Source organism: Domibacillus aminovorans, assembly GCF_001643235.1.
Taxonomy (GTDB): Bacteria; Bacillota; Bacilli; order Bacillales; family Domibacillaceae; genus Domibacillus; species Domibacillus aminovorans.
On sequence record NZ_LQWY01000038.1, the window covers coordinates 34,688 to 56,201 of the forward strand.

Genomic DNA, 21,514 nt, shown 5'->3' on the forward strand with positions numbered 1-21,514 from the left:
AGATTGTGTTATTCATTCCCATATTCAATCGACACGGCATGAGCGATACAAGGTATCGTTTCACCTTGCTGAAAACTTAATGGAGACAATAAAGCCCCTGTCGCGACAACGAGCATTCGTTTGAATTCTCCTTTTTTCATGCGGTTTAACAAATGACCATACACAACCGTTGCTGAACATCCTGGTCCACTGGCTCCAGCCAGAACCGGCTGCCCTTCCCGATAAATCATCAGTCCACAATCCTTATATTGCTCTTCTTGTATAGGAGTCCCATGTTTTTTAAATAAATCAAGGGAAACTTCATGTCCAACTCGTCCAAGGTCTCCCGTTACAATCAAGTCGTAGTAGGAAGGATCGAGATTTCGTTCTCTTAAATGCGCCTCTATCGTATCGACGGCTGCCGGCGCCATCGCCCCTCCCATATTTAATGGATCGGTCAACCCCATATCAACGACACGGCCGATCGTTGCAGACGTCACGCGGGGACCTTTTCCCTCATCACTCAACAAAGCAGCTCCAGCCCCTGTTACTGTCCATTGTGATGTAGGCGGTTTTTGCGCTCCGTATTCAGTCGGATAACGAAACTGCTTTTCAACCGCTGCGTTATGACTCGAAGCCCCTGTTAATAAATATTTGGCTCCTTTCGTGTTTACGATATAGGCGCCAAGAGCGAGCCCTTCCATAGAGGTTGAGCAGGCACCAAATAAACCGAGATACGGAGTCCCCAATGTCCCGCTGGCGAAACTTGTCGGTGTCATTTGATTAATGAGGTCTCCTCCAAGAAGAAACTGAACTTGCTCTTTTCTCAGACCGCCTTTTTCCATTGCTTTTTGGCAAGCTTCTTCAAAAAGCACTCGATGGGCCTGTTCATACGTATCTTGTTTTAACCATAAATCAGAATGAAGAAGGTCAAAATCATTCGCAAGCATCCCGTTCGCCTCGAATGGTCCACCTACCGTCCCAGTAGAGATAATAACTGGCTTTTGATCAAAGACCCATGTACGATGACCCGCTAACATTAAAAACCACCCCACTGTATCAAAATGATTTTAATCGTAGCAACCACGAAAGCGGAAAAAACGCCGAACAAAATGACAGAACCGGCTAATTTAAACATGTTACCGCCTACACCTAGCACAAATCCTTCCGTCCGGTGTTCAATAGCAGCAGATATGACGGCATTTCCGAAGCCGGTAACTGGTACAGCCGATCCCGCTCCTGCAAATTGAGCAAGTCGATCATAAACACCAAAGCCCGTTAAAAGCATAACGATGAAAATTAAAGTTCCTACCGTTGGATGTGAAGCTGTTTGTTCGGTAAAATTGAAAAAAAATATATAAAAGAATTGGATGGCCTGCCCGATTAAAGAGATCAAACCACCTATAAAAAAAGCTTTTATGCAATTACGAACAACAGGTCTTTTTATTTCCCTCTGCTTTTGAAGAACTTGGTATTCCTGTTGAACAGGTGTTAATTCTTTCTTTTGATTATTTGACATATTTGTACCACTTCCAGTTCTTTTTTCTTGTATGTGCCTTCAAATTGATAAATGGGAAAAAAAGGCTGGTGAGAATAACCAACCTTTTCAGATCACTATTACTGTTTGTATTGAGGCTCTTCTTGTAAAATTTGCTCAATGCGCGGAGAGAAATTATCAATAATTGTCTGTGCTTGCTGAGCAGCATTCTGGTAGAGCGTTTTCGCTTGTTGATTATCCGTACTAAGCGCAAACGTTTCAAAGCTTGCTTGGACCGTTTTAAGTCCGGCCATTGTTTGCTTTACATCATTAATTACTGTCATATTTAATTCCTCCTCGAAATCATTAAGAACAATATTAGGATGAAGTAAAAAAGTTTTTTTATGAATTGAAAATATATCCACTGACGAAAGCCGATTTTCTCATATCGATCATTCGCTCAATTAAATCGGTTTTATTTTTTTGGAAAATCGGGTATAATGGTGTTATAAATTTATTACATTAAAAAAGACCGTTTCGATGCTACAACATCGAAACGGTCATACAATAGTTGGTTCCCTAATAGGAGTCGACACCAAAGCAGCTAAAACCGCCTGAGCCGACGAAACTCAAGGGCGGTTTTAGTCTTTTTTATAAAATGACAGAATCGACACAACCAGACCTGCAAACGTAACAGCGAACATAAGTGATTGAAAGACTGTCATACGGCATCACCTCCTCTCCACAATAAACATGGAGAAAGCATGCGCCGACCACCCTTGAGAAAACCTATACTATTGTTTCTCCATTATAACATCCTTTCACTCCCGGAAAAGAATCGAAATGTCTGTTTTTTTATCCCTTTGCAAGACAGATATTCAGCATATATATTATTCATCAAAAAACAAACAGGCTCCTAAGAATCTGCTTGTTTTTGATTACACTCCAATATACATTGATCCATTGCTTTATTTATTAAGAATAGGGTGTCTTTTCAGGCAACTGATCGTTGAGAGCCCAATTTCCAATATCACGAATTTTATAATCAATCGGATCATGCAATGTGTGAGTTCTTACGTTTCGCCAAAAACGGTCAAACTGATATTGAGCTGAGGTAGCCCTTGCTCCCATTACTTCAAACATCCGATTCGTCACCTCTAAGGCTGTTTTCGCAACGGCAACTTTTGCTGTTGCAATGATGATCCCACACTCTCCTCTTTCCTGCTCTGTTAACGACCCTTCTTTTTCCCATACATCTTGCAAGGTATTTGTGGCATGTTGAGCCAGTGCAGCTGAAGCTTTTAATTGAACGAACCATTCTCCATATTGGCGAATGGTATAGGGATCACTTGTTGCTTTCTCTACGTGAGAAGTCAGCCAAGGCCGAGTCACCTTTTTTGTATAGTTCTTTGCCTCTTCAAATGCCCCTTCCGCAACGCCAAGCATCACATGAACTAAAATTGTTTGGGCAATGTGTGTCCGTAATGTAGGAAATAAACTTTCGAGATGTTGTTCATAAAAATCAAGCACTTCCTCTTTCTTCAGTAACACTTCATTAAAAAGAACAGTCCCGCTGTCTGTTTGCCGCTGTCCAAAACTATCCCAATCATCTTTTATGATAATTCCTGTCCGGTTAGTCGGAATAACCGCAATAATCGGCCGATCATGATCTGGGCTCTTTGCTGAAATCAATAAACGGTCAGAATCTTTTGCACCTGAACAAAAGCTTTTTTTCCCACTCAATAGCCATTGAGATCCTTCTTTCTTCAGCAGCAAATTTTCATCTCGAGGATTAAAGGCATTTCCCCAAAACAAATTCTTTTCGGCTGTTTCTGCGTAAAGCTTCTCTTTCTGTTGTTGAGATCCGAACAGATGGACAGATGTCAAACATAAAAAATGATATCCGAATAAATGGGCGATCGATCCATCTACTTTTGCGAGTTCACGTGTTAGTTGAAAAACAGTTTTCCATTCTTCTCCTTTTCCTCCTAGAGAGGTCGGAATAAGAAGTGAAAGTAATCCACTATCACGCAGTAGATCGCGCTCGACTTTTGCTGTTCCTCCTCGTTTATCTCGCTCGATTGCCGTTTTAGCAAATTCCATTGCTAATGAATTGGCAATCTGAAGGTAATCACGTTTTGTTTCTGTCGTTGCTATATTCATTAATACAAGTCCTCCATTTTCAAATCAGATATATTTTTGATTTTCATGCACCTCTTCTCAAAAAGAGAGGCTCCCCATTCAAGATAAATTTCATCTTGAATGGGGAGCCTCCAGTAATCCGGTTGGCCTGCTAAATTTTCAAAATCTTTAATGACATTTTAAAACAAATTAAACCTATAAGTCAAGTGGTAATTAATATTTGATTTTGAAACATGAATAAATTACCAAAGATTCGGGTAGGAGCCTCCTGAAATGACAGATGAAAACTATTTGTCTTATCTACGTAAAATTGGCAATGTACAGCAGCGAAAAGAGCCTCCTGATTTAATGATCTCTGAAATATCTACCTCAATCACATCATACCCCCGCTCTGTAAGGCGATTGTTTACATCATGATTTCCCATTAAACTAAACACTTTTTTTCGTCCGATTGAAAGCACATTCGTTCCAAGTGTAAACTGTTCTTTTTCAGTCACTTCGATCAAATCAAATCGCGATGATAGCATCTTTACAGTATTATGATCAATCGCTTCTGGAAAAATTAATGCCTCATTTGGCGAGATAATATTAAAAACGCAGTCTAAATGCAAATATTTTTCATTAAATGAAATGGGGATTATTTCGTAATCAGGGAGTATGCTTTTTAACTGATGAATCGCTCCTTCATTTGTCCGGCTGCTTATCCCAATATAGAGAATGTTCCCATCAACAATAACATCTCCGCCTTCAATCGAATGTTCACTCAGATTAAGAAATGAAATATGCTCTGTTTTAAGCCATTTTTGCAGTTCATTTTCCTCTCCTTGCCTGATGTCAGCTGCCATTTCAGCAGTAAAAATTGTTTGGCCGATTGTAAATCCAATATCTCTTGTGAAAACTTGTTCCGGGTAGCGCTGGAAGGATGGAAGCTTAATGACTTCTACCCCGTGATCGCTAAGCAATTGACTAAATTGACCGTGCTGTTTCATCGCACGACCAATATTAATATTTTCGTTTTTAAAATGCTCCTGTGTTTCATTAATAACCTCACGAATGGCCATAAATTGAGGTTCACATAAAATGACTTTTTGGAGTTCATCATATTCGTTATTACATTGAATTCGCTTAGGTTGATTTGAAACAACTATCATTTTGTACCCTCCAGGACGTATATATTTTCAATATATTCTTCCCTTCTGTCATACAAATGTAAACAAATGTTCTTTCCTTTTATGATTTACTTATCCATTAAAGGATATTTTAGGAATATTAAATTTTACTTATTTCTTCCCTTATAATACTGATCGATTAATTGGTCCAATCGCTGTAAATGAAACGTATATTCCACTATAGAAGAGGCAATAATGAATAGCCGCAATTTTTGATCTTTGTTTTGGATGTACCGTTCCAATGCTTGTTCGAAAAATATTCCGCTTTGGCCCGATATACCCTGGTCAATACGATCTTCCTGCTCTTTTATTTTCCCCTCATATTTCAAAAATAAATATTCGTGATACCTCGTCAGCTGTTCAAGATGTGCGTCGAATAGATGATCTTCCTCGTCTGTCGCCTTGCTCTGAAAATAGTGCTCTTCAATGTTTTCTAATACTTCTTCCCCTTGTTGAAGCGTTTTTAACATTTGTTTAAATACAACGATTTCTCTCACATCGACCGGTTTTAATTTTGCCATTTTTGCTCTTTCTTCATCGAAGATCTTAAATTGCTCTTCTAACTTTCGAACGTCAGTCTGTAACTTTTTGCTGTGTTCTTGAAATGATGTCTCAGTCATCTCGTTTGAAATAGCTGTGCGTAGAAGCAACGACATATTTTGGAAAATGGACTGCGCTTTTTCCAAGTAATTTACCTTGTATTTTGGAGGTAATATGAAGAGGTTAACGAGCAGCGCTGATCCAATCCCAACCATAATAATGAAAAAGCGGTTCATCGTAAAAAAGAGCTCCTCATTTCCTGGCGCACTCATAATTGCTAACACCGTAACGAGTGTGAGCGGGATCGTACTTTCCATCTTCAATTTTAAACTTAAAGAAATAACCAACACGATGACGAATCCAATTATAATTGGATTATCCCCTAAAAAATAAATTGAAAAGAGAGCAACTGCTGCACCTAATGTATTCGTTATAATCTGGTCAAACATTTGTCTCCATGTACGATAAATCGACGGCTGGACCGTGAATATCGCGGCTACTCCTGCAAATACAGCAGGTTCCAAATTCAAAATAAAGCATATGTATAATGCCAATGTAACAGCAATCCCTGTTTTCAGTACACGTGGTCCTAAAGTCATCACTCTATCTCCATTCTGTTAAATATACCAATAAATAAAGACACTTCCACTTGATTTTAGTGAAAGTGTCCGTATAAATAAAGACACTTCCACTTGATTTTAGTGAAAGTGTCCGTATAAATAAAGACATTCGTATTATAACACTGAATATTTAACGTACTTTCTCATTATGCTGTTCCATTTAGATCTTAAAATATTTTTTTACGATCACGTTCCTCTTTTAATATTTCAACAGCTTCTCTGAAACGCTGTGAGTGGATAATTTCTCTTTCTCTTAAGAAACGGAGCGAATCATTCAAATCCGGATCATCGGACATATCAATAATCCACTGATAAGTCGCTCTCGCTTTTTCTTCCGCTGCAATATCTTCATATAAATCAGCAATCGGATCTCCTTTTGCTTGAATGTAAGAAGCGGTAAATGGGACACCCGCTGCATTATTATAAAACAAAGCGCTGTCATGAGCGACATAGTGCTCACCGAGTCCTGCATCTCTTAACTGCTGTGGCGTTGCATCTTTTGTTAATTTGTAAATCATCGTTGCAATCATTTCCAAATGAGCAAATTCTTCTGTCCCAATGTCTGTTAGCAGACCAATTACTTTTTCCGGAATTGTATAACGTTGATTTAAATAGCGGAGAGCAGCCGCAAGTTCACCGTCTGCCCCACCATACTGCTCCGTTAAATATTTGGCTAAAGTGGGGTTACAAGTGCTGACTTTTACAGGGTATTGAAGCTTTTTTTCATAACTCCACATTGGATTCCCCCCTTTTCCATTTCGTTATACTTGCCACGGCCACGGACCACTTTTCCATGCCCAAAATTCAGGTGTACGATTAAGGCTGCCTTGTTGAAGAGGACCAAATGCTGACTCGAATTTTTCTTTAAGCTGTTTGCTGTAATGAGCAAACTGATTGTATTGCTCGATCGCTTGCGTATCAGTCGGATGAGTGTCCAAGTATAGAGTCAATTCAATGAGAACAAAGTCGGCCACTTGTATTTCTTCCAACTGCTTATAGTACTCTTGAGGTAATGTTTTATTCATGTTCCTTACCCGCTCTCTTCTTATAAGGATTTTCGTAAAAATCATAGAAAACAGGCCACAATGTACCTCTTTTCAATGCCTCTATAGGAGAAAACTGCGGAAGATTTGGCGGTTGAAATCCTAAATATAAGTTTGGTGGAGTGCTATAATATTTGCGTCCAATGGGTGGACAGGGATCACAGGGACTGTGATATGGAACGTACGACTTTACTTTTGTAAACGTCTTTGGATTACTTTTCATTTTTCCTCACCTCACTAAATGACTTGCTTTGTAATCATATACATTTCCTTCCTTGTATATGCTAGAACATTATATTAAAGGTGGGAAAAACATGCCCTTTTTACACAAAACAATCTCGATTACGATAGGAAGCTTCTTATTAGGTATTGGGGTGAATGTTTTTCTTGTTCCTTATGAATTACTGGATGGGGGAACCATTGGAATTGGTCTGATCTTGCACTATTTGACAGGCATAAAAATCGGGTTCGTCGTGATTATCATGAGCATACCTATTTTTATGTTGGCATGGATTTATAACCGCGCCTATTTTTATAACAGTCTTCATGGAATGATGTTTTCCTCGTTCATAATCGATGTGCTCTATCCACTGCATTCTTTAGGAACTAATTTGTATCTAGCTCCTCTTACAAATGCTGTGATCGGGGGGATCTTTGTAGGATCGGGGATTGGCCTCATGCTTCGGTTTGATACGAGTATTGGCGGAACTGATTTGCTCGGTCAAATGTTCGCCAGGCATCTAAACATGAATCCAGGAATCATGATTTTTCTTCTTGATTTCTTCATTGTTTTTACCGGAAGCATCATCTTTTTAAAGGGTTCCCCCTTCTTATCCTGCCTCACCGTTTGTTGTGTAGGGATCATGACCAGCCTGTTTTCAATAAAGAATAAAGCAGTAAAGTAAAATCAAGATTTTTTGCTAAACACTTTTATGTAGTATTAAAAACAATCCCGCTGTCATGAAGACAACGGGATTGTTTTTAATTAACGTGCTGCAACTGCCACAGGAGCTGGTGCATATGATTGCATGATCGCCTGCATATCTGTAATTGGAAGCTGCGGCACTTGATAGTAGCCATTTTTATTTTGATAAATCGAGATCTCATACGCCATTTCGATACAGTTTGGAATCGAATCAGCGAGCACACGGCGTACGACAGGATTTGTCGTTTCCATCGCAGCACCTGTTTTTACTGTAGCTAATGATTTAGCCGTGCCAAGCATCCATCCAGAAATGATCTCATCATTAATTTCACTTTCTGATTGAATCGGTTTTTTTGGCTGAGTTGGTGTCAGTCCAAATTTGAATGTGTTGTTCTCTTTCATCATATAAGTTTTCGTCGGTACGGCCGGATCTTGACCGGATTGGAAACAATCTACAATCGTATTGTACGTCTGATGCATAAATTGATGCTGACGATCCAGTATGTCGAGCAATTCCTGATCCTTTACTTTTGACCGGAGCACCGTGTATTTGTTTAATGCGCCGATTGTGCATGATAATACTTCATGGACATCAAAGATCTCATGTGCACCATGGTTAAACTGTGGGGAAATATTCATGTGTATTCGCCTCCTCAAGATTGTGGTACGCGCTTATTATGGAGCAACGATTCTTTTTTATACGATGAAATTATTTACTGACATTGGCTGCTTGTGAAATGAAAATAACGCCGATCACAATGCTGTCTTTTTCCTCTTCCTTATGTGAAAATGAACAATAACGTCAACTATTTACAAATGGAAAGGGATAAGATAAATGAATAAAAAAGAGCTAGAAAACAGTATAATTGAAAATTATCAGCGTGATGAACAAATGATGGTATTTATTTTCGCTCAGTGGTGTGTCAATAACGATTTTGATCCAATTGAACTGTATACGCAAGCCTATCCGAATCAAGCGGCTAACGACGCACTAAAACAAGCCGTCGAGTTAACCGTACCTAAAGAAGAAGCGGGTACTATTGCAAATGAAACGTTGTTAAACGTGCTGTCGCTATATGGAAATGACGATCTGTCGTTTATCGTGATGGAAGAAATGAACAAACGGAAAAAATAACTAACTGTCTTTTGACCGGTTTTATTGTAGAGAGTAAGCGAACGACCGTGCGAAAAAGACAGTTATTTGTTCTGCGGGCATCGGCTTTGCAAAAAAGTAGCCCTGTGCCTCATGGCAGTTCATTTCTTTTAAAAAGATGACCTGTTCCATCGTTTCCACTCCTTCTGCAATGACATTTATTTTCAAACTTTTAGCGAGTGTAATGATCATCGCCACAATGGCTTTATTCGTATCATCCAGTGTTTTGACGAATGTCTGGTCAATTTTAAGCCGATTAATCGGAAAATGACGAAGCGAACTGAGTGAACTATAGCCTGTCCCAAAATCATCTAGACTAACATGAATATTCAACTCTTTTAATTTTCGCAGCACAGAATGAAAAAATTCACCTTCAACTGTCATGCTTTCCGTTATTTCAAGGTCCAGACAGTCAGGCGATAAACCGCTTTGCTCAAGCACCTCTTTCACGTTGTCGACAAAATTAGGCTGTGTGAACTGTCGTACAGAAACATTGACGCTGATCCGGACAGCTGGAAAACCGACATCCTGCCATTTTTTATTTTGATGGCAGGCTGTTTGCAGCACCCAATTGCCAATCGGCACAATTAAGCCTGTTTCTTCGGCAAGCGGAATAAAGTCAGCGGGTGAGACCGTACCGAGCTTCGGATGTTCCCACCGAATAAGGGCTTCCACACCTAACAAGCAGCCCGATTGAAGATCGAATTGGGGCTGATAATGCAATTGAAATTGGCCACGTTCAAGGGCTTTATGCAACTCTCGCTCAAGCATCATTTTCTTCGCATTTTTTTCATCGAGTTCTTTTGTAAAAAATTGATAATTATTTTTGCCCATCTCTTTCGCTAAGTACATGGCTGCATCGGCATTTTTAATCAGTGTCTCGCTGTCTTGTCCGTCATCCGGATATATGCTAATGCCCATACTTGCCGTCACGAAAAGTTCTATTTCATTAAAGGACATCCGTTTCCCTATATGACGGATCATGCGCTCTGCTATTCCTTCTGATTCTTTGCGGCATACACCAGGCAGTACAACAGCGAACTCATCTCCACCAATGCGAGCGACCATATCGCCTTCGCGAAGACACTCTTCAAGACGTCTTGAGACCGTACTCAATACTTGGTCACCGATGGTGTGGCCCATCGTATCATTAACATGTTTAATTCGATCAAGATCGATGAATACAACTGCAAACGGATCATGGCGGGCAGAAGATTCAACTGTTTTCATGTGTTTTTGAAAAAGACGGCGGTTTGGAAGCCCCGTTAAGTAATCGTAATAAGCGACATGATAGATCGCTTTTTCCGCTTTTTTTCGCCCTGTAATATCGGTAGCTGTCCCGACTACTTCGATAATTTGGCCCTTCTCAAAGATAGGCGATAAGTGAATAAGAAGCGTATGTTTGAAAATTCTGACTTCAAAGTCAACAGCTTTTCCTTTATACGCTTTAGCGAAATAGAATTTTGTTTTTCTGACCACTTTTGCTGAAAAAAGTTCATCTAGCTTCTTCCCTTGCACAAAACTTGTCGTATAGCCTAAAGGCTCCAAAATTTTCCCTTCAAGCAATATTAGCTGAAATTCTCCCTCATCCGTCTGCCTATATTTAAAAACGGCATTTTGCAAGTTTTTCACTGTTTGTCGAAAGTCATTTTTCAGTGCCGTTTTCAGTTGTTCTTCCGCTTTTTTTCGGTCGGTAATATCACTTCGTATCGAGACAAACTGGTAAGGAGAGCCATGATCATCAAGAAACGGCACAATCGTTGTGCTCACCCAGTACTCTGACCCATCTTTCGCCCGGTTTTTTATATCGCCTTGCCAAATATCACCTTGCTTGATCGTTTTCCACATATACTGAAAAAACGATTTGGGATGAAAACCCGAATTGATGAGGCGGTGCGTTCGTCCAATAAGTTCACTACGTTCATATTGTGATATTTCACAAAAACGATCATTCACATAAGTAATGACACCGTTTTCATTTGTGATCACTAAAATAGATGACTGATCGAGTGCGTAATGAATATCATGCAAGTCTTTCACAACACGGTCATATTGAATGGGTACTTCGTAATGAGTTGTTCTTAAGTAAAAAAGAGTGTAACTTTTATCCATTTATAAATCTTCCTTTCATAAAAAGAAAAAACATACATATTTTTCATTATAAGTCATATAGTCCTTTTTAACTACAAAAATCGAATTGATATGGATCAATTCGATTTTTCTTCATTATTTGCTGGTTGTTTTCGGCTGCCAACTCGATTTATCGTCATCTTCAATAATGCCGAGCGCGACATCTGCAATTTCTTTTTCCCTTAGCAATCGGTCTCTGACTCGGAATTTAATGTCGTCCGCTTCTGCAAGTGAAAATCCTTTACGCAGTTCGATAATTCCGTCAATATGATACGAGCGGCCTTCCTGTAAAATGCGTAAATGATGAATGTCTACCGTATCCGCGTCTTCTAAAATAATCTTTGCTACTTTTTCCTCTACTTCAATAGGAGCTGCCACACCGATAAGGCCTACCATGTTGTCATACCCAACGCGGAAGGCAACAAAAACCATCAATAATCCGATTATTATTGTTATAACACCGTCCGCTTCTAGAACGCCAAAAAACTGTGCGAGCGTAATCCCGATCAGCGCTAAAAATGCGCCGGATGTCGCAACGAGATCTTCATAAAAGACAAGACGCGTTGCCGGTGATGCTTTGCCGACATTTCGAAACACCTGAGTCAAAATATTGCCGCTTTTTTCAACGTGTGCTTCTTCTAAAATTTCTTTCATCGCTTTAAATAAAATAAATCCATCAATGATGATGGCCGCTGCGAGAACAGCTACATTTAATAAAAAATCTGTAGCTTCTTCTGGATGCTGAAGCAATTTCCATCCTTTTAAAATCGTTTCGTATGCCATAATTGTGACGACGATGACTGCGATCATACAAAAGATGTTAACAACCCGGCCGAACCCGATTGGAAACCGTTTTGAAGGCTTCATCTCCGCCAGTGCACTGCCAAAATACACAAATCCCTGGTTCACAGTATCTGCTAGTGAATGCATAGCCGATGCAAACATCGTGCCGCTTCCGCTGAACGAGGCCGCAAAAAACTTCAAAATCGCTAACACCATATTGCCAATTGCTGCAATACCTGAAGATGTATTTCCCCTTTTCAATAGCTGAACGATCGCCATATCTGCCCTCCTATTTTTCTATATATCCCTATACCCTAGGAGTGTTTGTTTATATCCTGACCTTTATTAAGGTTTTTATAAATGAATAAATAAAAAATTTAGAAACCGATGAGATAAATTAACAAATAAACGATTCTATCCTTAAAAAAGTCGATCCCCTAATATACAGGAAATCGACTTTTTCATGTGTCTTGTTTTATTCTACAAGAATCGATACGGCACTATACACTAATAACAAAGCCATAATAATATTAAACTGACTTCTATACTTTGTTAGGTACATTTGAAACAGTGAACCAAACACACTCCAACACATAGTACTAAGAAAACCAACAAAAGCGAGAAATAATGAATATACTAGTAAGCTGAAATTGGAAGTGTGATATGGAAGGATAAAGGTTGATATTGCTGTTATGCCATACAAAATACCTTTCGGATTTACGAATTGTAAAAGCATACCTGAAAAAAAACTGTTATTCTTGTCCCCTTCATGGCCTTTATCATTATTTTTACTTAACATTATTTTTATAGCCAGATACAACATATAGATTGCAGCTAAGATAATCATAATAAATTCAATTTTTGGAATGAAATTTTTAAGCAGTAGATTAAAATAACTACACAATAACATTATTACAAAGAAGCCTGCACCTACTCCTAAACAAAACCTAAGTGTCTTTTTAAACCCGTATTGATTAGCAAATAACATTGCCATAATGTTATTAGGACCTGGAGTAAAACTAGTAACAAAAACATATAGAAAAAACGACAATAAAGGCATATTGGCCCTCCTTCTGTAACGTATGTTATAATGACTAAAATACACATTATAACGATTTACTTTTTATTGTACAATATGACCGTTATATTGTAAACGAGGAGTGTACTTATGGAAGAAATAAATCTTATCATTGCAAAAAACTTAAAAGCCTTGAGAGAAGATAAAAAATTAAGCCTTGAGAGGGTCGCAGAGCTGACTGGAGTAAGTAAAACAATGATTGGTCAAATTGAAAGAGGCGAATCGAGTCCCACTATTACAACTATCTGGAAAATTGCAAATGGCTTAAAGATCTCTTTTACTTCTCTAATAAATAATCCGCAACCAGATACCATAGTTATTTTAAAAAGTGAAGTTCAAACATTATCTGAAGATAACGGAAAGTATCGAGTTTATCCCTATTTTCCCTTCCAAGATGATAGACGCTTCGAAGTTTATTCAGTTGAGATAGAAAAAGGCGGGTTTCTAAATGCGGATTCGCACAGAGGAGGAACTGAGGAATTTTTAACTGTTTTTGATGGGGAATTAACTGTCAGTGTAAATAACATTAAATATATAGTAAGAAGTGGTGATTCTATCAGATTCAAGGCTGACAGACCCCATAACTATCATAATTCAGGGGAAACATTAACTCGATTAAGTATGATTATATATTATCCAGTTTAAAAAACCTGGTTCTTACAGAAAGGGACAGCTTGTAGACAAAGTCTTCATTTCGAAGGTGATGGTGGAAGGATTTGTATGTTATCCAACCGAATCGAAATCAAAAGGATAGATGATAGCAGACCATATCAGCTTTTATCTATCCTTTTTGTAATACAAAGGAGAAAACCGCAGCACTTAAAAAGTGATACGATTCTTGAAGACGCATAGAAGACATTTTAAAAATCAAATTCATCTGGATCAGGACCACTGCGTACATTTTCATTCAATTCATCAATTTGCTTAACTTCCTCTGTCGTTAATTCAAAATCAAAGATATTTCTGTTTTCTTCAATACGTGATTCTGTCATTGATTTAGGAATGGTAATGACTCCATGCTGTAGATCCCATTTTAAAATAATTTGTGCAACTGTTTTATCATATTTTTTCGCAATTACTTGAAGAATTTCATCATTTAGAACCTCACCATTCATAAGTGGGGACCATGCTTCTACCCGTATATTATTCTTTTCACAATAATCTCTTAGTTCTAGTTGTGTAAGACGAGGATGAAACTCAATTTGATTAATAACCGGTTTTACTTCAGCCTTCTGAAGTAAGTTTTCCAAGTGGTGGATTTGGAAATTACTTACGCCAATTGTTCGTACTCGTCCTTCTTGATAGAGCGTTTCAAGTGCTTTCCATGAGTCTAGATACTTATTCTTTCCGGGCCAATGAATTAAATATAAGTCTAAATAATCAAGCCCCAATTTTGACAAGCTTGTTTCATAAGCAGCAATGGTCTCCTCATAAGTCAGACCATCATTCCAAACTTTTGATGTAATAAACAATTCGTCTCTGGTGACAATCCCTTCTTCAATCGCTTGTTGAACGCCAAGACCGACACTTTCTTCATTTCCATAAACCTGTGCTGTATCAATACTTCGGTATCCTTTTTTGATTGCTGTCTTCACGGCTTTCACTAGATCAGACCCATTGTTTACACGAAAAACCCCATATCCAAGTAATGGCATTTTAACTTCATTATTTAATGTCGCTGTGTGTAAATCCATATTGAACACTCTCCTCTTTTTTTCTTGATTTGCACGAATGGCGGTTAATATTAAGGCGCCAGTGACTGTGTGAATAAAATCCATTGAATCTGTGTAATGCCCTTCCGGCAAATGCTGTGACTGCAAGTGCAAGTAATGCATACAAGTTCCATTGTCTAGTTTCTTACATAGTGTCTCCTGCATTCAATATGTTAACTTTTACTTGCCAAATGTTCCGGAACAAATGTTATTATGAATGAAACAAATCTAAATAGAAAGTACGTACTTTTTTGTTATATAGGTACCTTTTAGTTCCTGTGAATATACGTTCTATAAACTCTAATGAGAGGCTGTTTGATATGGTAAAGAAAAAGTATAATATTTCTGTCGAAGCGACGCTTGAAGTGATTGGAGGAAAATGGAAGTGTGTAATTTTATGTCACTTGACACATGGAAAAAAACGAACAAGTGAATTAAAACGATTAATGCCCAATATTTCACAAAAAATGTTGACACAACAGTTACGCGAATTAGAAGAAGATGGAGTGATTAATCGAAAGCTTTATCATGAGCTTCCTCCTAAAGTAGAATACGAATTAAGCGAATATGGAGGAAGCTTAGAACCTATCCTTCACGCCCTATGTGGTTGGGGAGAAGCGCATATTATCAAAGTATATGGTAATAAAGAAGATTATTTAGAGAACAATGTGTTAAACAAATAATTACCACCGTCTGCATCATATATAACACGCCAATCGGCTGTTCGTTAATAGCGGACGAAAAGTGGCCGACGATCTCTTTGCAATTCTGCAATAGTTCATCATCTTTCGTCAGTTTTGCCAGATGCCACAGTTGGAGAGATGCTATACTGTTACCGGATGGCAATGCACCATCGTACACGTTTTTCTCCCGGACACTTAATGATTCTCCATTAGGTATTTTTGATAAAATTTTTGATTCTGTACAATTAAATGATACAATATAAAAATAAAGAATTTAGCAATGATTGACATTTTAATACTTAGGAGTGAAACAAATGTCTGTTGATGTATATATTAATTTTAATGGGAACTGTCGTGAAGCAGTAGAGTTTTACGCACAGGTATTTGGAACAGAAAAACCACAAATTATGACCTTTGATGAAACACCACCTAACCCAGAATTTCCTCTGCCAGATGAAGCAAAAAATTTAGTAATGCACACAAGGCTTGATATTGATGGAAGCAATGTTATGTTTTCTGATGTTTTTCCTGGTATGCCTTTTGTTGAGGGTAACAACATAAGCCTTGCATTAGTTAATAAGAATATGGATGAAATTAAATCTATCTTTAATAAACTGAGAGAAGGCGGCACTGTAGTCATGGACCTTCAAGAAACATTCTGGAGTAAGCTCTATGGTCAAGTAATAGATAAATTCGGAATTAATTGGCAATTCAACTATGATAGTGGAGAAATGAGAATGTAATTTTCTCGAGACATTTTCAAAAAGGATATATATACTTTTTGTATTTCTAATACTGCTATACCCTGTTTTATCTAGTTGAGGATGTTACGGGATGGGATTAAAAGAAGTAATGAGATTATGACTAATAAGCTGAAATGGACAAATAATACTATTTGCAGGAAGGATTCTCCCTTCCTGCTTTTTTGTGGAAAAGCTTTTCCGCATTATTGGTGGAATCGCCCTATTTACTGTCTCCATTTAGTAAATTGCTCGATTTAGTTTGTATTTATTTCTACTAATGGCTTTATTTTCTTAATCAAAAACGCTTTTCTGATCACTAATGATCATATAGCTATTTCTTTTTTTTATGTCGGGCTGAAGATACCGTTCTTCCATCAGTTTCTATATTCGTCGTACCTTGTCCTTTGACTTCTGGTGAACCTAATTCTGCCTTTGATGGGTCTTTTTTCCGTTTTCCCATTTTATCACCTCCTCCCTTAATTGTCTCAATTAGTTCCTATTTTTATTCTCTGAAAAATGCAGTATAAAAACACGATTGAAAAGACAATCTATAAACGGTCAGCTGGACCCCACTTGTTTTTTAAAAAAGTGAGAAACTTACTGCCCATTAATGCGGGATTAACATGAGGAGGTATAATGAATGGCGAAAAAAATTGCCGTGGAACAGTCATTAACAAATATTACCGAGGCTCTTCGAGAAAAAGGCTATGATGTGGTGGATTTAAAGTCGGCCGAGGACGCAAAAAATTGTTCTGCTTGTGTTGTGACGGGGATAGATTCAAACGTAATGGGGATACAAGATATCTCAACACTAGCCCCTGTCATTGAGGCAAGCGGCTTGTCGGCTAATGAAGTTTGCCGACAAGTGGAGGAGTTACCTGTCTAATAACAAATAAAACCGGGTCTAGACTTTGCCTAGGCACCCGGTTTCTTTTTCAAATTTTTTCAAAGTATCCCTTTTCGATTTGCACTTGTACTTTAAATTGACTGCTGCTGCGTGGACCTTTTAAGAAATCAATCGTTTCCTCGAGAGACAACTGATCGGAAATGAGATGGTTAAGTTGAATTCGTCCTTCTTTCACCCAGTGGTAAGCAGGTAGAAATGTATGATTAATGGCCATAGAACCCAAAATTGTCCAATCTTGATTGTATAATTTAAATGGATCCAAGGTTACTTTTGCATCTTGAGGCGTAACACCAAATTGTAAATATTTCGCCGCCTTTCCAAGATAGCCAAATGCCGTTTCAATCACAGCTGGAATTCCAGTAGCATCTACGACAACATCAAATCCATTCGGATATGTTTCCTTATTCAGGTGTTTTTCGATTTCTTGACTCAGTACGCCTTTCGTAGCACCCCACTCCAGCGCCATATCGAGTTTCGCTTGATCAATATCCACAATGACAAGTTCAGACGCACCAGCCATTTTTAATGATTGGACAAGCTGCTGGCCCATTGCTCCTGCTCCAAATAAAAGAACCCGGTCTCCTACTTGTAAATCAAGGCGGTTCATCGCATGAACAACACATGCCATCGGTTCGATGAACGCGGCCTCTTCAAAAGAAAGTGAATCTGGAATTTTCACAACATTTCTCGCAGGAACCTTTACATATTCCGCCATACTCCCATCAGTGGTGTTTCCGAGAGCACCCCAATTTTCACATTGGTTGCCACGATGGGTTAAACAAAATTCACATTCTCCACAAAATAAAGAAGGGTCTGCGGTGACTCTTTCTCCTTTTACAAATCCTGTCACTCCCTTGCCGATTTCATGAATAACGCCGGAAAACTCGTGCCCTGGAATAATTGGATAGGGTGATACAAACTCGCCTTTAAAAATATGAATATCAGTACCGCAAATTCCAGTGTGTTTTACTTGAATTGTCACTTCCCCAAACGACGGTGCTGGATAAGGTACTTCTTTCACTATTGCTCTATATGGTTCTTCAATTACTAATGCTTTCATTTTCATTCCTCCTATTTGAATTCGCTTTCATAACGCTATTTTAGCAAAGCTATCCATTCTATAATACTAAACGACACACGATCGCAATACAAATATCATGGTGACACTTTCTCCATTATATAAGCGCCCTTCCTAGACTCAATTTAACATAATCATGGAAATATTACATGTTACATTCATTTTTCACATGTTATGGAATCAATGTCATGTAAAGCTATGTGAGATCCTAATGAGATTCAGTAAATATTTGTAAATTTATGATAGCCTAGGGATCTATAGCATATAGGCGCTTGCACTTTCTTATGATAAATCAGCATAAAACGAGAAGACTCGGCAAAACTGAAGATGATATGGGCAATTAATAATGAGGTGACTTGATGAATCCATATGTAGAAGTTAGGAATGTCTCGAAGATTTTTGGCAAATCTCCCAGAGCAGCTATTGATTTATTGAAGCAAGGCAAAACAAAGAAAGAAATTTTGAAAGAAACGGGACAGACAGTTGGCGTGAAGAATGTTAATTTCAAGATTTACCCTGGTGAAATCTTTGTCATCATGGGTTTATCCGGAAGCGGCAAATCAACCTTAATCCGTATGTTTAACAGGCTGATCGATCCTACAATCGGAGAGATTTTGATTGAAAATGAAGATATCGTTAAGATGAATGCCGCCAGACTGAGGGAAGTCAGACAAAAAAAAATCAGTATGGTCTTTCAGAACTTTGCTCTATTTCCACATAAAACAATATTGGAAAACGCCGAGTATGGTCTCGAAATTCAGAAAGTCCCTGTTGATGAACGTCGAGAAAAAGCGATGAATGCGCTTGAAGTCGTCGGATTAAAAGGCTACGAAAACCAACTGCCTTCACAGTTGAGCGGCGGAATGCAACAGAGGGTAGGCCTTGCAAGGGCTCTCGCTAGTGATACCAATATCTTATTGATGGATGAAGCTTTCAGTGCTTTAGATCCGTTAATCCGTAAAGATATGCAGGATGAATTACTTGAAATTCAAGATCAATACAAAAAAACGATTATTTTTATTACTCATGATTTAGATGAAGCATTACGGATTGGAGACAGAATTGCTTTGATGAAAGATGGCAGTGTCATTCAATTGGGAACCCCTGAACAAATTATGATGAATCCAGCCAATGAATTTGTCGAGAAGTTCGTTGAAGATGTCGATTTATCCAAAGTATTAACAGCATCACATGTTATGAAACGACCAGAGAAGATCGGCGTAGACCGAGGTCCAAGGGTTGCACTGGAAATTATGCGGAAACAAGGTTATTCCAGCATTTTTGTCGTTGATCGTAAACAGAAGCTATTGGGAGCACTGACGGCTGAACAAGCACGTCAGGCAATTGATCAGAACCAATCCATTTCTGAAGTGATGACAACCGACATACCGACCGTTAGGGAGGATGCATTACTTGAGGATCTCATGGACGAGATGGCGACCTCAAGTCTTCCCTTATCGGTTATCGATGAAGAGAAAAGAATTAAAGGAATCGTTATTCGCGGAGCCGTAATTGGTGCTTTAGCAGGCAATAAAGATTCTTTGAACGATTTGGAGAGTGATTGATTCAATGAATTTGCCGAAAATCCCACTAGGAGAATGGATCGATTCTCTAGTGAATTGGTTAACCATTACGTTTGCTGGATTATTTTCATTTATAACAAGTGCGATCGAGGGGACATTAAATATTCTAGTTGATGTATTAAGTGCAGGCCCTCCTATCGTATTAATGATTATCTTAGCCCTTTTGGTTACATATACCAGCAAATGGCCATTAGGAATTTTTACGATAGTTAGCTTACTGTTGATTGATAATCTTGGTTATTGGGAATCAAGTATTCAAACACTTGCCATCGTTATATTATCAGGATTGCTCACCATAGTAATAGGGGTACCAATCGGAATATGGTGTGCACAAAGAAAATCGGTACGAAACATCATTACTCCCATTTTAGATTTTATGCAAACCATGCCTGCATTTGTTTATTTAATCCCATCCATTTTATTTTTTGGAATAGGAGTTGTACCAGGGATTATTGCATCGTTTATTTTTGCGATTGCTCCGACAATCCGCATGACCAATCTTGGAATTCAGGAAGTACCTAAAGATTTAATTGAAGCATCAAATGCTTTCGGTTCAAGTAGCAGGCAAAAATTGTTCAAAGTCCAATTACCTTTGGCAACTCCAACGATTATGGCCGGGGTTAACCAAAGTATTATGCTTGCTCTATCTATGGTTGTTACTGCTTCATTAGTTGGAGCACCTGGACTTGGAGCAGATGTTTATCGAGCTGTCAGTCAAATTAATGTGGGGCAAGGCTTTGAAGCTGGATTATCCATTGTCTTCATTGCGATCATTCTCGACCGTATCACGCAAAACTTACGCAAGCCAGCCTATGAGCATATCGTTAATCGAAAAATTGTTTTTTCAATTTTAGCTATGCTTGTGGTGATCACTGCGCTCGTTTTAGGGTTTACAAAAGAAAATACTGTGAAAGAGAATGCTAATGGAATCGGTTCCCAAACCGATTATGAAATCATTGGGATTGAACCAGGAGCAGGATTGATGAAGTTAACTAGGGATGCGATTAAAGATTACGGACTAAATGATTGGCAGCTTATTGAAGGCTCTTCAGCAGCAATGGTTGCTGAATTGCGGAAAGCCTATAATAATCAAGAACCAATTATTGTAACTGGATGGTCCCCGCATTGGATGTTCTCCTCATTCAATTTAAAATATCTTGAAGACCCGAATAATTCTTTTGGTGGATCTGAAGATATTCATACAATCGTTCGAAAAGGACTTGAACAGGATGCTCCTGGAGCTTATAAAATCCTTGATCAATTCTCCTGGGAAACGAGTGACATGGAAGAAGTGATGGTCGATATAGCAGACGGCATGGACCCATCCGAAGCTGCTGTGAAATGGATAGACGCACATCAGGACAAAGTAGTCCAATGGACAAAGGGTGCCCAAGCAGGGAATGGTGAAAGTATCAACCTTGTCTATGTTGCCTGGGACACAGAAATAGCCAGTACAAATGTCATTGGCAAGGTTCTTGAGCAGAATGGCTACACTGTTACACTGAGGCAAGTTGAAGTTGGCCCAATGTTTGCAGGTATTGCCAACGGCAGTGCAGATGCAATGGTAGCTGCATGGCTGCCCGGTACCCATCTCGAATATTATAATACTTATAAGGACGACATCGTTGACCTTGGAGCAAACCTTCAGGGAACGAAGAATGGATTAGTTGTACCTGAATATGTCGATATTGATTCAATTGAAGACTTGAATTGAACTCCCCCCACTTAGCTAGTGCTAAAGTGGGGGATTCCTATTGCAGACAAAACTC

At 38.6% G+C, this 21,514-nt stretch carries 24 protein-coding genes; 8 read left to right on the forward strand and 16 right to left on the reverse strand.

Going from position 1 to position 21,514, the window contains the following annotated elements; translation table 11 throughout:
• Window positions 1–8: 8 nt before the first annotated feature.
• The 9 genes from spoVAD to AWH49_RS13050 all read right to left on the reverse strand — a co-directional run bounded on the left by spoVAD (window position 9) and on the right by AWH49_RS13050 (window position 7,193).
• Complete coding sequence (gene spoVAD, locus AWH49_RS13010; protein ID WP_063966057.1) at window positions 9–1,019, reverse strand: stage V sporulation protein AD; 1,011 nt, start codon at window positions 1,017–1,019, stop codon at window positions 9–11.
• On the reverse strand, window positions 1,019–1,498 hold the full coding sequence (spoVAC, locus tag AWH49_RS13015; RefSeq protein ID WP_018393046.1) for a stage V sporulation protein AC: 480 nt from the start codon (window positions 1,496–1,498) through the stop codon (window positions 1,019–1,021). The genes spoVAD and spoVAC overlap by 1 nt, the downstream gene beginning before the upstream one ends.
• A 98-nt stretch (window positions 1,499–1,596) precedes the next feature.
• On the reverse strand, window positions 1,597–1,800 hold the full coding sequence (locus AWH49_RS13020; protein WP_018393045.1) for a DUF1657 domain-containing protein: 204 nt from the start codon (window positions 1,798–1,800) through the stop codon (window positions 1,597–1,599).
• 631 nt (window positions 1,801–2,431) lie between these two features.
• Window positions 2,432–3,619: an acyl-CoA dehydrogenase family protein gene (locus tag AWH49_RS13025; protein ID WP_063966058.1), complete on the reverse strand. Its 1,188-nt coding sequence runs from the start codon at window positions 3,617–3,619 to the stop codon at window positions 2,432–2,434.
• Between the two features lie 275 nt (window positions 3,620–3,894).
• A complete protein-coding gene (locus AWH49_RS13030) occupies window positions 3,895–4,749 on the reverse strand; it encodes a dimethylarginine dimethylaminohydrolase family protein (protein ID WP_063966059.1) in 855 nt (284 codons plus the stop codon).
• A 125-nt stretch (window positions 4,750–4,874) separates the two neighbouring features.
• Window positions 4,875–5,906, reverse strand: coding sequence for an FUSC family protein (locus AWH49_RS13035; protein ID WP_034284585.1), 1,032 nt, complete (start codon window positions 5,904–5,906; stop codon window positions 4,875–4,877).
• 188 nt (window positions 5,907–6,094) lie between these two features.
• Complete coding sequence (gene cotJC / locus AWH49_RS13040) at window positions 6,095–6,664, reverse strand: spore coat protein CotJC (RefSeq protein ID WP_063966060.1); 570 nt, start codon at window positions 6,662–6,664, stop codon at window positions 6,095–6,097.
• Between the two features lie 24 nt (window positions 6,665–6,688).
• Window positions 6,689–6,952 carry a spore coat protein CotJB gene (locus AWH49_RS13045; protein ID WP_063966061.1) on the reverse strand — a complete coding sequence of 88 codons (264 nt, stop codon included), beginning with the start codon at window positions 6,950–6,952 and terminating at the stop codon, window positions 6,689–6,691.
• The gene (locus AWH49_RS13050) at window positions 6,945–7,193 is read right to left on the reverse strand and encodes a spore coat associated protein CotJA (RefSeq protein WP_063966062.1); all 249 of its coding nucleotides are present in this window, start codon (window positions 7,191–7,193) and stop codon (window positions 6,945–6,947) included. The genes AWH49_RS13045 and AWH49_RS13050 overlap by 8 nt, the downstream gene beginning before the upstream one ends.
• Before the next feature lie 91 nt (window positions 7,194–7,284).
• Between AWH49_RS13050 and AWH49_RS13055 the strand changes: the two genes are divergently transcribed.
• Window positions 7,285–7,875 (forward strand): YitT family protein, encoded by a 591-nt coding sequence (locus tag AWH49_RS13055; protein ID WP_063966063.1) that lies wholly within the window; start codon window positions 7,285–7,287, stop codon window positions 7,873–7,875.
• An 80-nt stretch (window positions 7,876–7,955) separates the two neighbouring features.
• Here the strand turns inward: AWH49_RS13055 and AWH49_RS13060 are convergent, their stop codons facing one another.
• Window positions 7,956–8,534 carry a spore coat protein gene (locus AWH49_RS13060; protein ID WP_063966064.1) on the reverse strand — a complete coding sequence of 193 codons (579 nt, stop codon included), beginning with the start codon at window positions 8,532–8,534 and terminating at the stop codon, window positions 7,956–7,958.
• 196 nt (window positions 8,535–8,730) lie between these two features.
• On the opposite strand from AWH49_RS13060, the gene AWH49_RS13065 reads away from it, so the two are divergent.
• Entirely contained in the window at window positions 8,731–9,030 is a 300-nt protein-coding gene (locus AWH49_RS13065; protein ID WP_018393037.1) for a hypothetical protein, read from the forward strand.
• 21 nt (window positions 9,031–9,051) lie between these two features.
• Here the strand turns inward: AWH49_RS13065 and AWH49_RS13070 are convergent, their stop codons facing one another.
• From AWH49_RS13070 to AWH49_RS13080, 3 genes are all read right to left on the reverse strand, one after another.
• Window positions 9,052–11,160, reverse strand: a complete 2,109-nt coding sequence (locus tag AWH49_RS13070) for a sensor domain-containing protein (RefSeq protein ID WP_063966065.1) — start codon at window positions 11,158–11,160, stop codon at window positions 9,052–9,054.
• 114 nt (window positions 11,161–11,274) lie between these two features.
• A complete protein-coding gene (locus AWH49_RS13075) occupies window positions 11,275–12,240 on the reverse strand; it encodes a cation diffusion facilitator family transporter (RefSeq protein WP_063966066.1) in 966 nt (321 codons plus the stop codon).
• Window positions 12,241–12,436: 196 nt separating this feature from the next.
• Window positions 12,437–13,021: a LysE family transporter gene (locus tag AWH49_RS13080; RefSeq protein WP_063966067.1), complete on the reverse strand. Its 585-nt coding sequence runs from the start codon at window positions 13,019–13,021 to the stop codon at window positions 12,437–12,439.
• A gap of 108 nt (window positions 13,022–13,129) precedes the next feature.
• Between AWH49_RS13080 and AWH49_RS13085 the strand changes: the two genes are divergently transcribed.
• Complete coding sequence (locus tag AWH49_RS13085; RefSeq protein ID WP_063966068.1) at window positions 13,130–13,684, forward strand: helix-turn-helix domain-containing protein; 555 nt, start codon at window positions 13,130–13,132, stop codon at window positions 13,682–13,684.
• A 215-nt stretch (window positions 13,685–13,899) separates the two neighbouring features.
• On the opposite strand, the gene AWH49_RS13090 is transcribed toward AWH49_RS13085, so the two are convergent.
• A complete protein-coding gene (locus tag AWH49_RS13090; protein WP_063966069.1) occupies window positions 13,900–14,733 on the reverse strand; it encodes an aldo/keto reductase in 834 nt (277 codons plus the stop codon).
• A 338-nt stretch (window positions 14,734–15,071) separates the two neighbouring features.
• Here AWH49_RS13090 and AWH49_RS13095 point away from each other — a divergent pair, with 338 nt between their 5' ends.
• Together AWH49_RS13095 and AWH49_RS13100 are read left to right on the forward strand one after the other, a co-directional pair.
• The gene (locus tag AWH49_RS13095; protein WP_063966070.1) at window positions 15,072–15,434 is read left to right on the forward strand and encodes a winged helix-turn-helix transcriptional regulator; all 363 of its coding nucleotides are present in this window, start codon (window positions 15,072–15,074) and stop codon (window positions 15,432–15,434) included.
• A 314-nt stretch (window positions 15,435–15,748) separates the two neighbouring features.
• Entirely contained in the window at window positions 15,749–16,177 is a 429-nt protein-coding gene (locus tag AWH49_RS13100; RefSeq protein ID WP_063966071.1) for a VOC family protein, read from the forward strand.
• 331 nt (window positions 16,178–16,508) lie between these two features.
• Here AWH49_RS13100 and AWH49_RS19300 read toward each other — a convergent pair whose 3' ends face one another.
• A complete protein-coding gene (locus AWH49_RS19300) occupies window positions 16,509–16,637 on the reverse strand; it encodes a YuzL family protein (RefSeq protein WP_018393031.1) in 129 nt (42 codons plus the stop codon).
• Between the two features lie 180 nt (window positions 16,638–16,817).
• Here AWH49_RS19300 and AWH49_RS13105 point away from each other — a divergent pair, with 180 nt between their 5' ends.
• On the forward strand, window positions 16,818–17,063 hold the full coding sequence (locus tag AWH49_RS13105) for a YkuS family protein (protein WP_063966072.1): 246 nt from the start codon (window positions 16,818–16,820) through the stop codon (window positions 17,061–17,063).
• Window positions 17,064–17,112: 49 nt separating this feature from the next.
• Here the strand turns inward: AWH49_RS13105 and AWH49_RS13110 are convergent, their stop codons facing one another.
• Entirely contained in the window at window positions 17,113–18,144 is a 1,032-nt protein-coding gene (locus AWH49_RS13110) for a zinc-dependent alcohol dehydrogenase family protein (protein ID WP_094777176.1), read from the reverse strand.
• A 377-nt stretch (window positions 18,145–18,521) separates the two neighbouring features.
• On the opposite strand from AWH49_RS13110, the gene AWH49_RS13115 reads away from it, so the two are divergent.
• Both AWH49_RS13115 and AWH49_RS13120 read left to right on the forward strand, forming a co-directional pair.
• Window positions 18,522–19,727, forward strand: a complete 1,206-nt coding sequence (locus AWH49_RS13115) for a quaternary amine ABC transporter ATP-binding protein (protein ID WP_018393028.1) — start codon at window positions 18,522–18,524, stop codon at window positions 19,725–19,727.
• 4 nt (window positions 19,728–19,731) lie between these two features.
• Entirely contained in the window at window positions 19,732–21,459 is a 1,728-nt protein-coding gene (locus tag AWH49_RS13120; protein ID WP_063966074.1) for a glycine betaine ABC transporter substrate-binding protein, read from the forward strand.
• Window positions 21,460–21,514 lie beyond the last annotated feature (55 nt).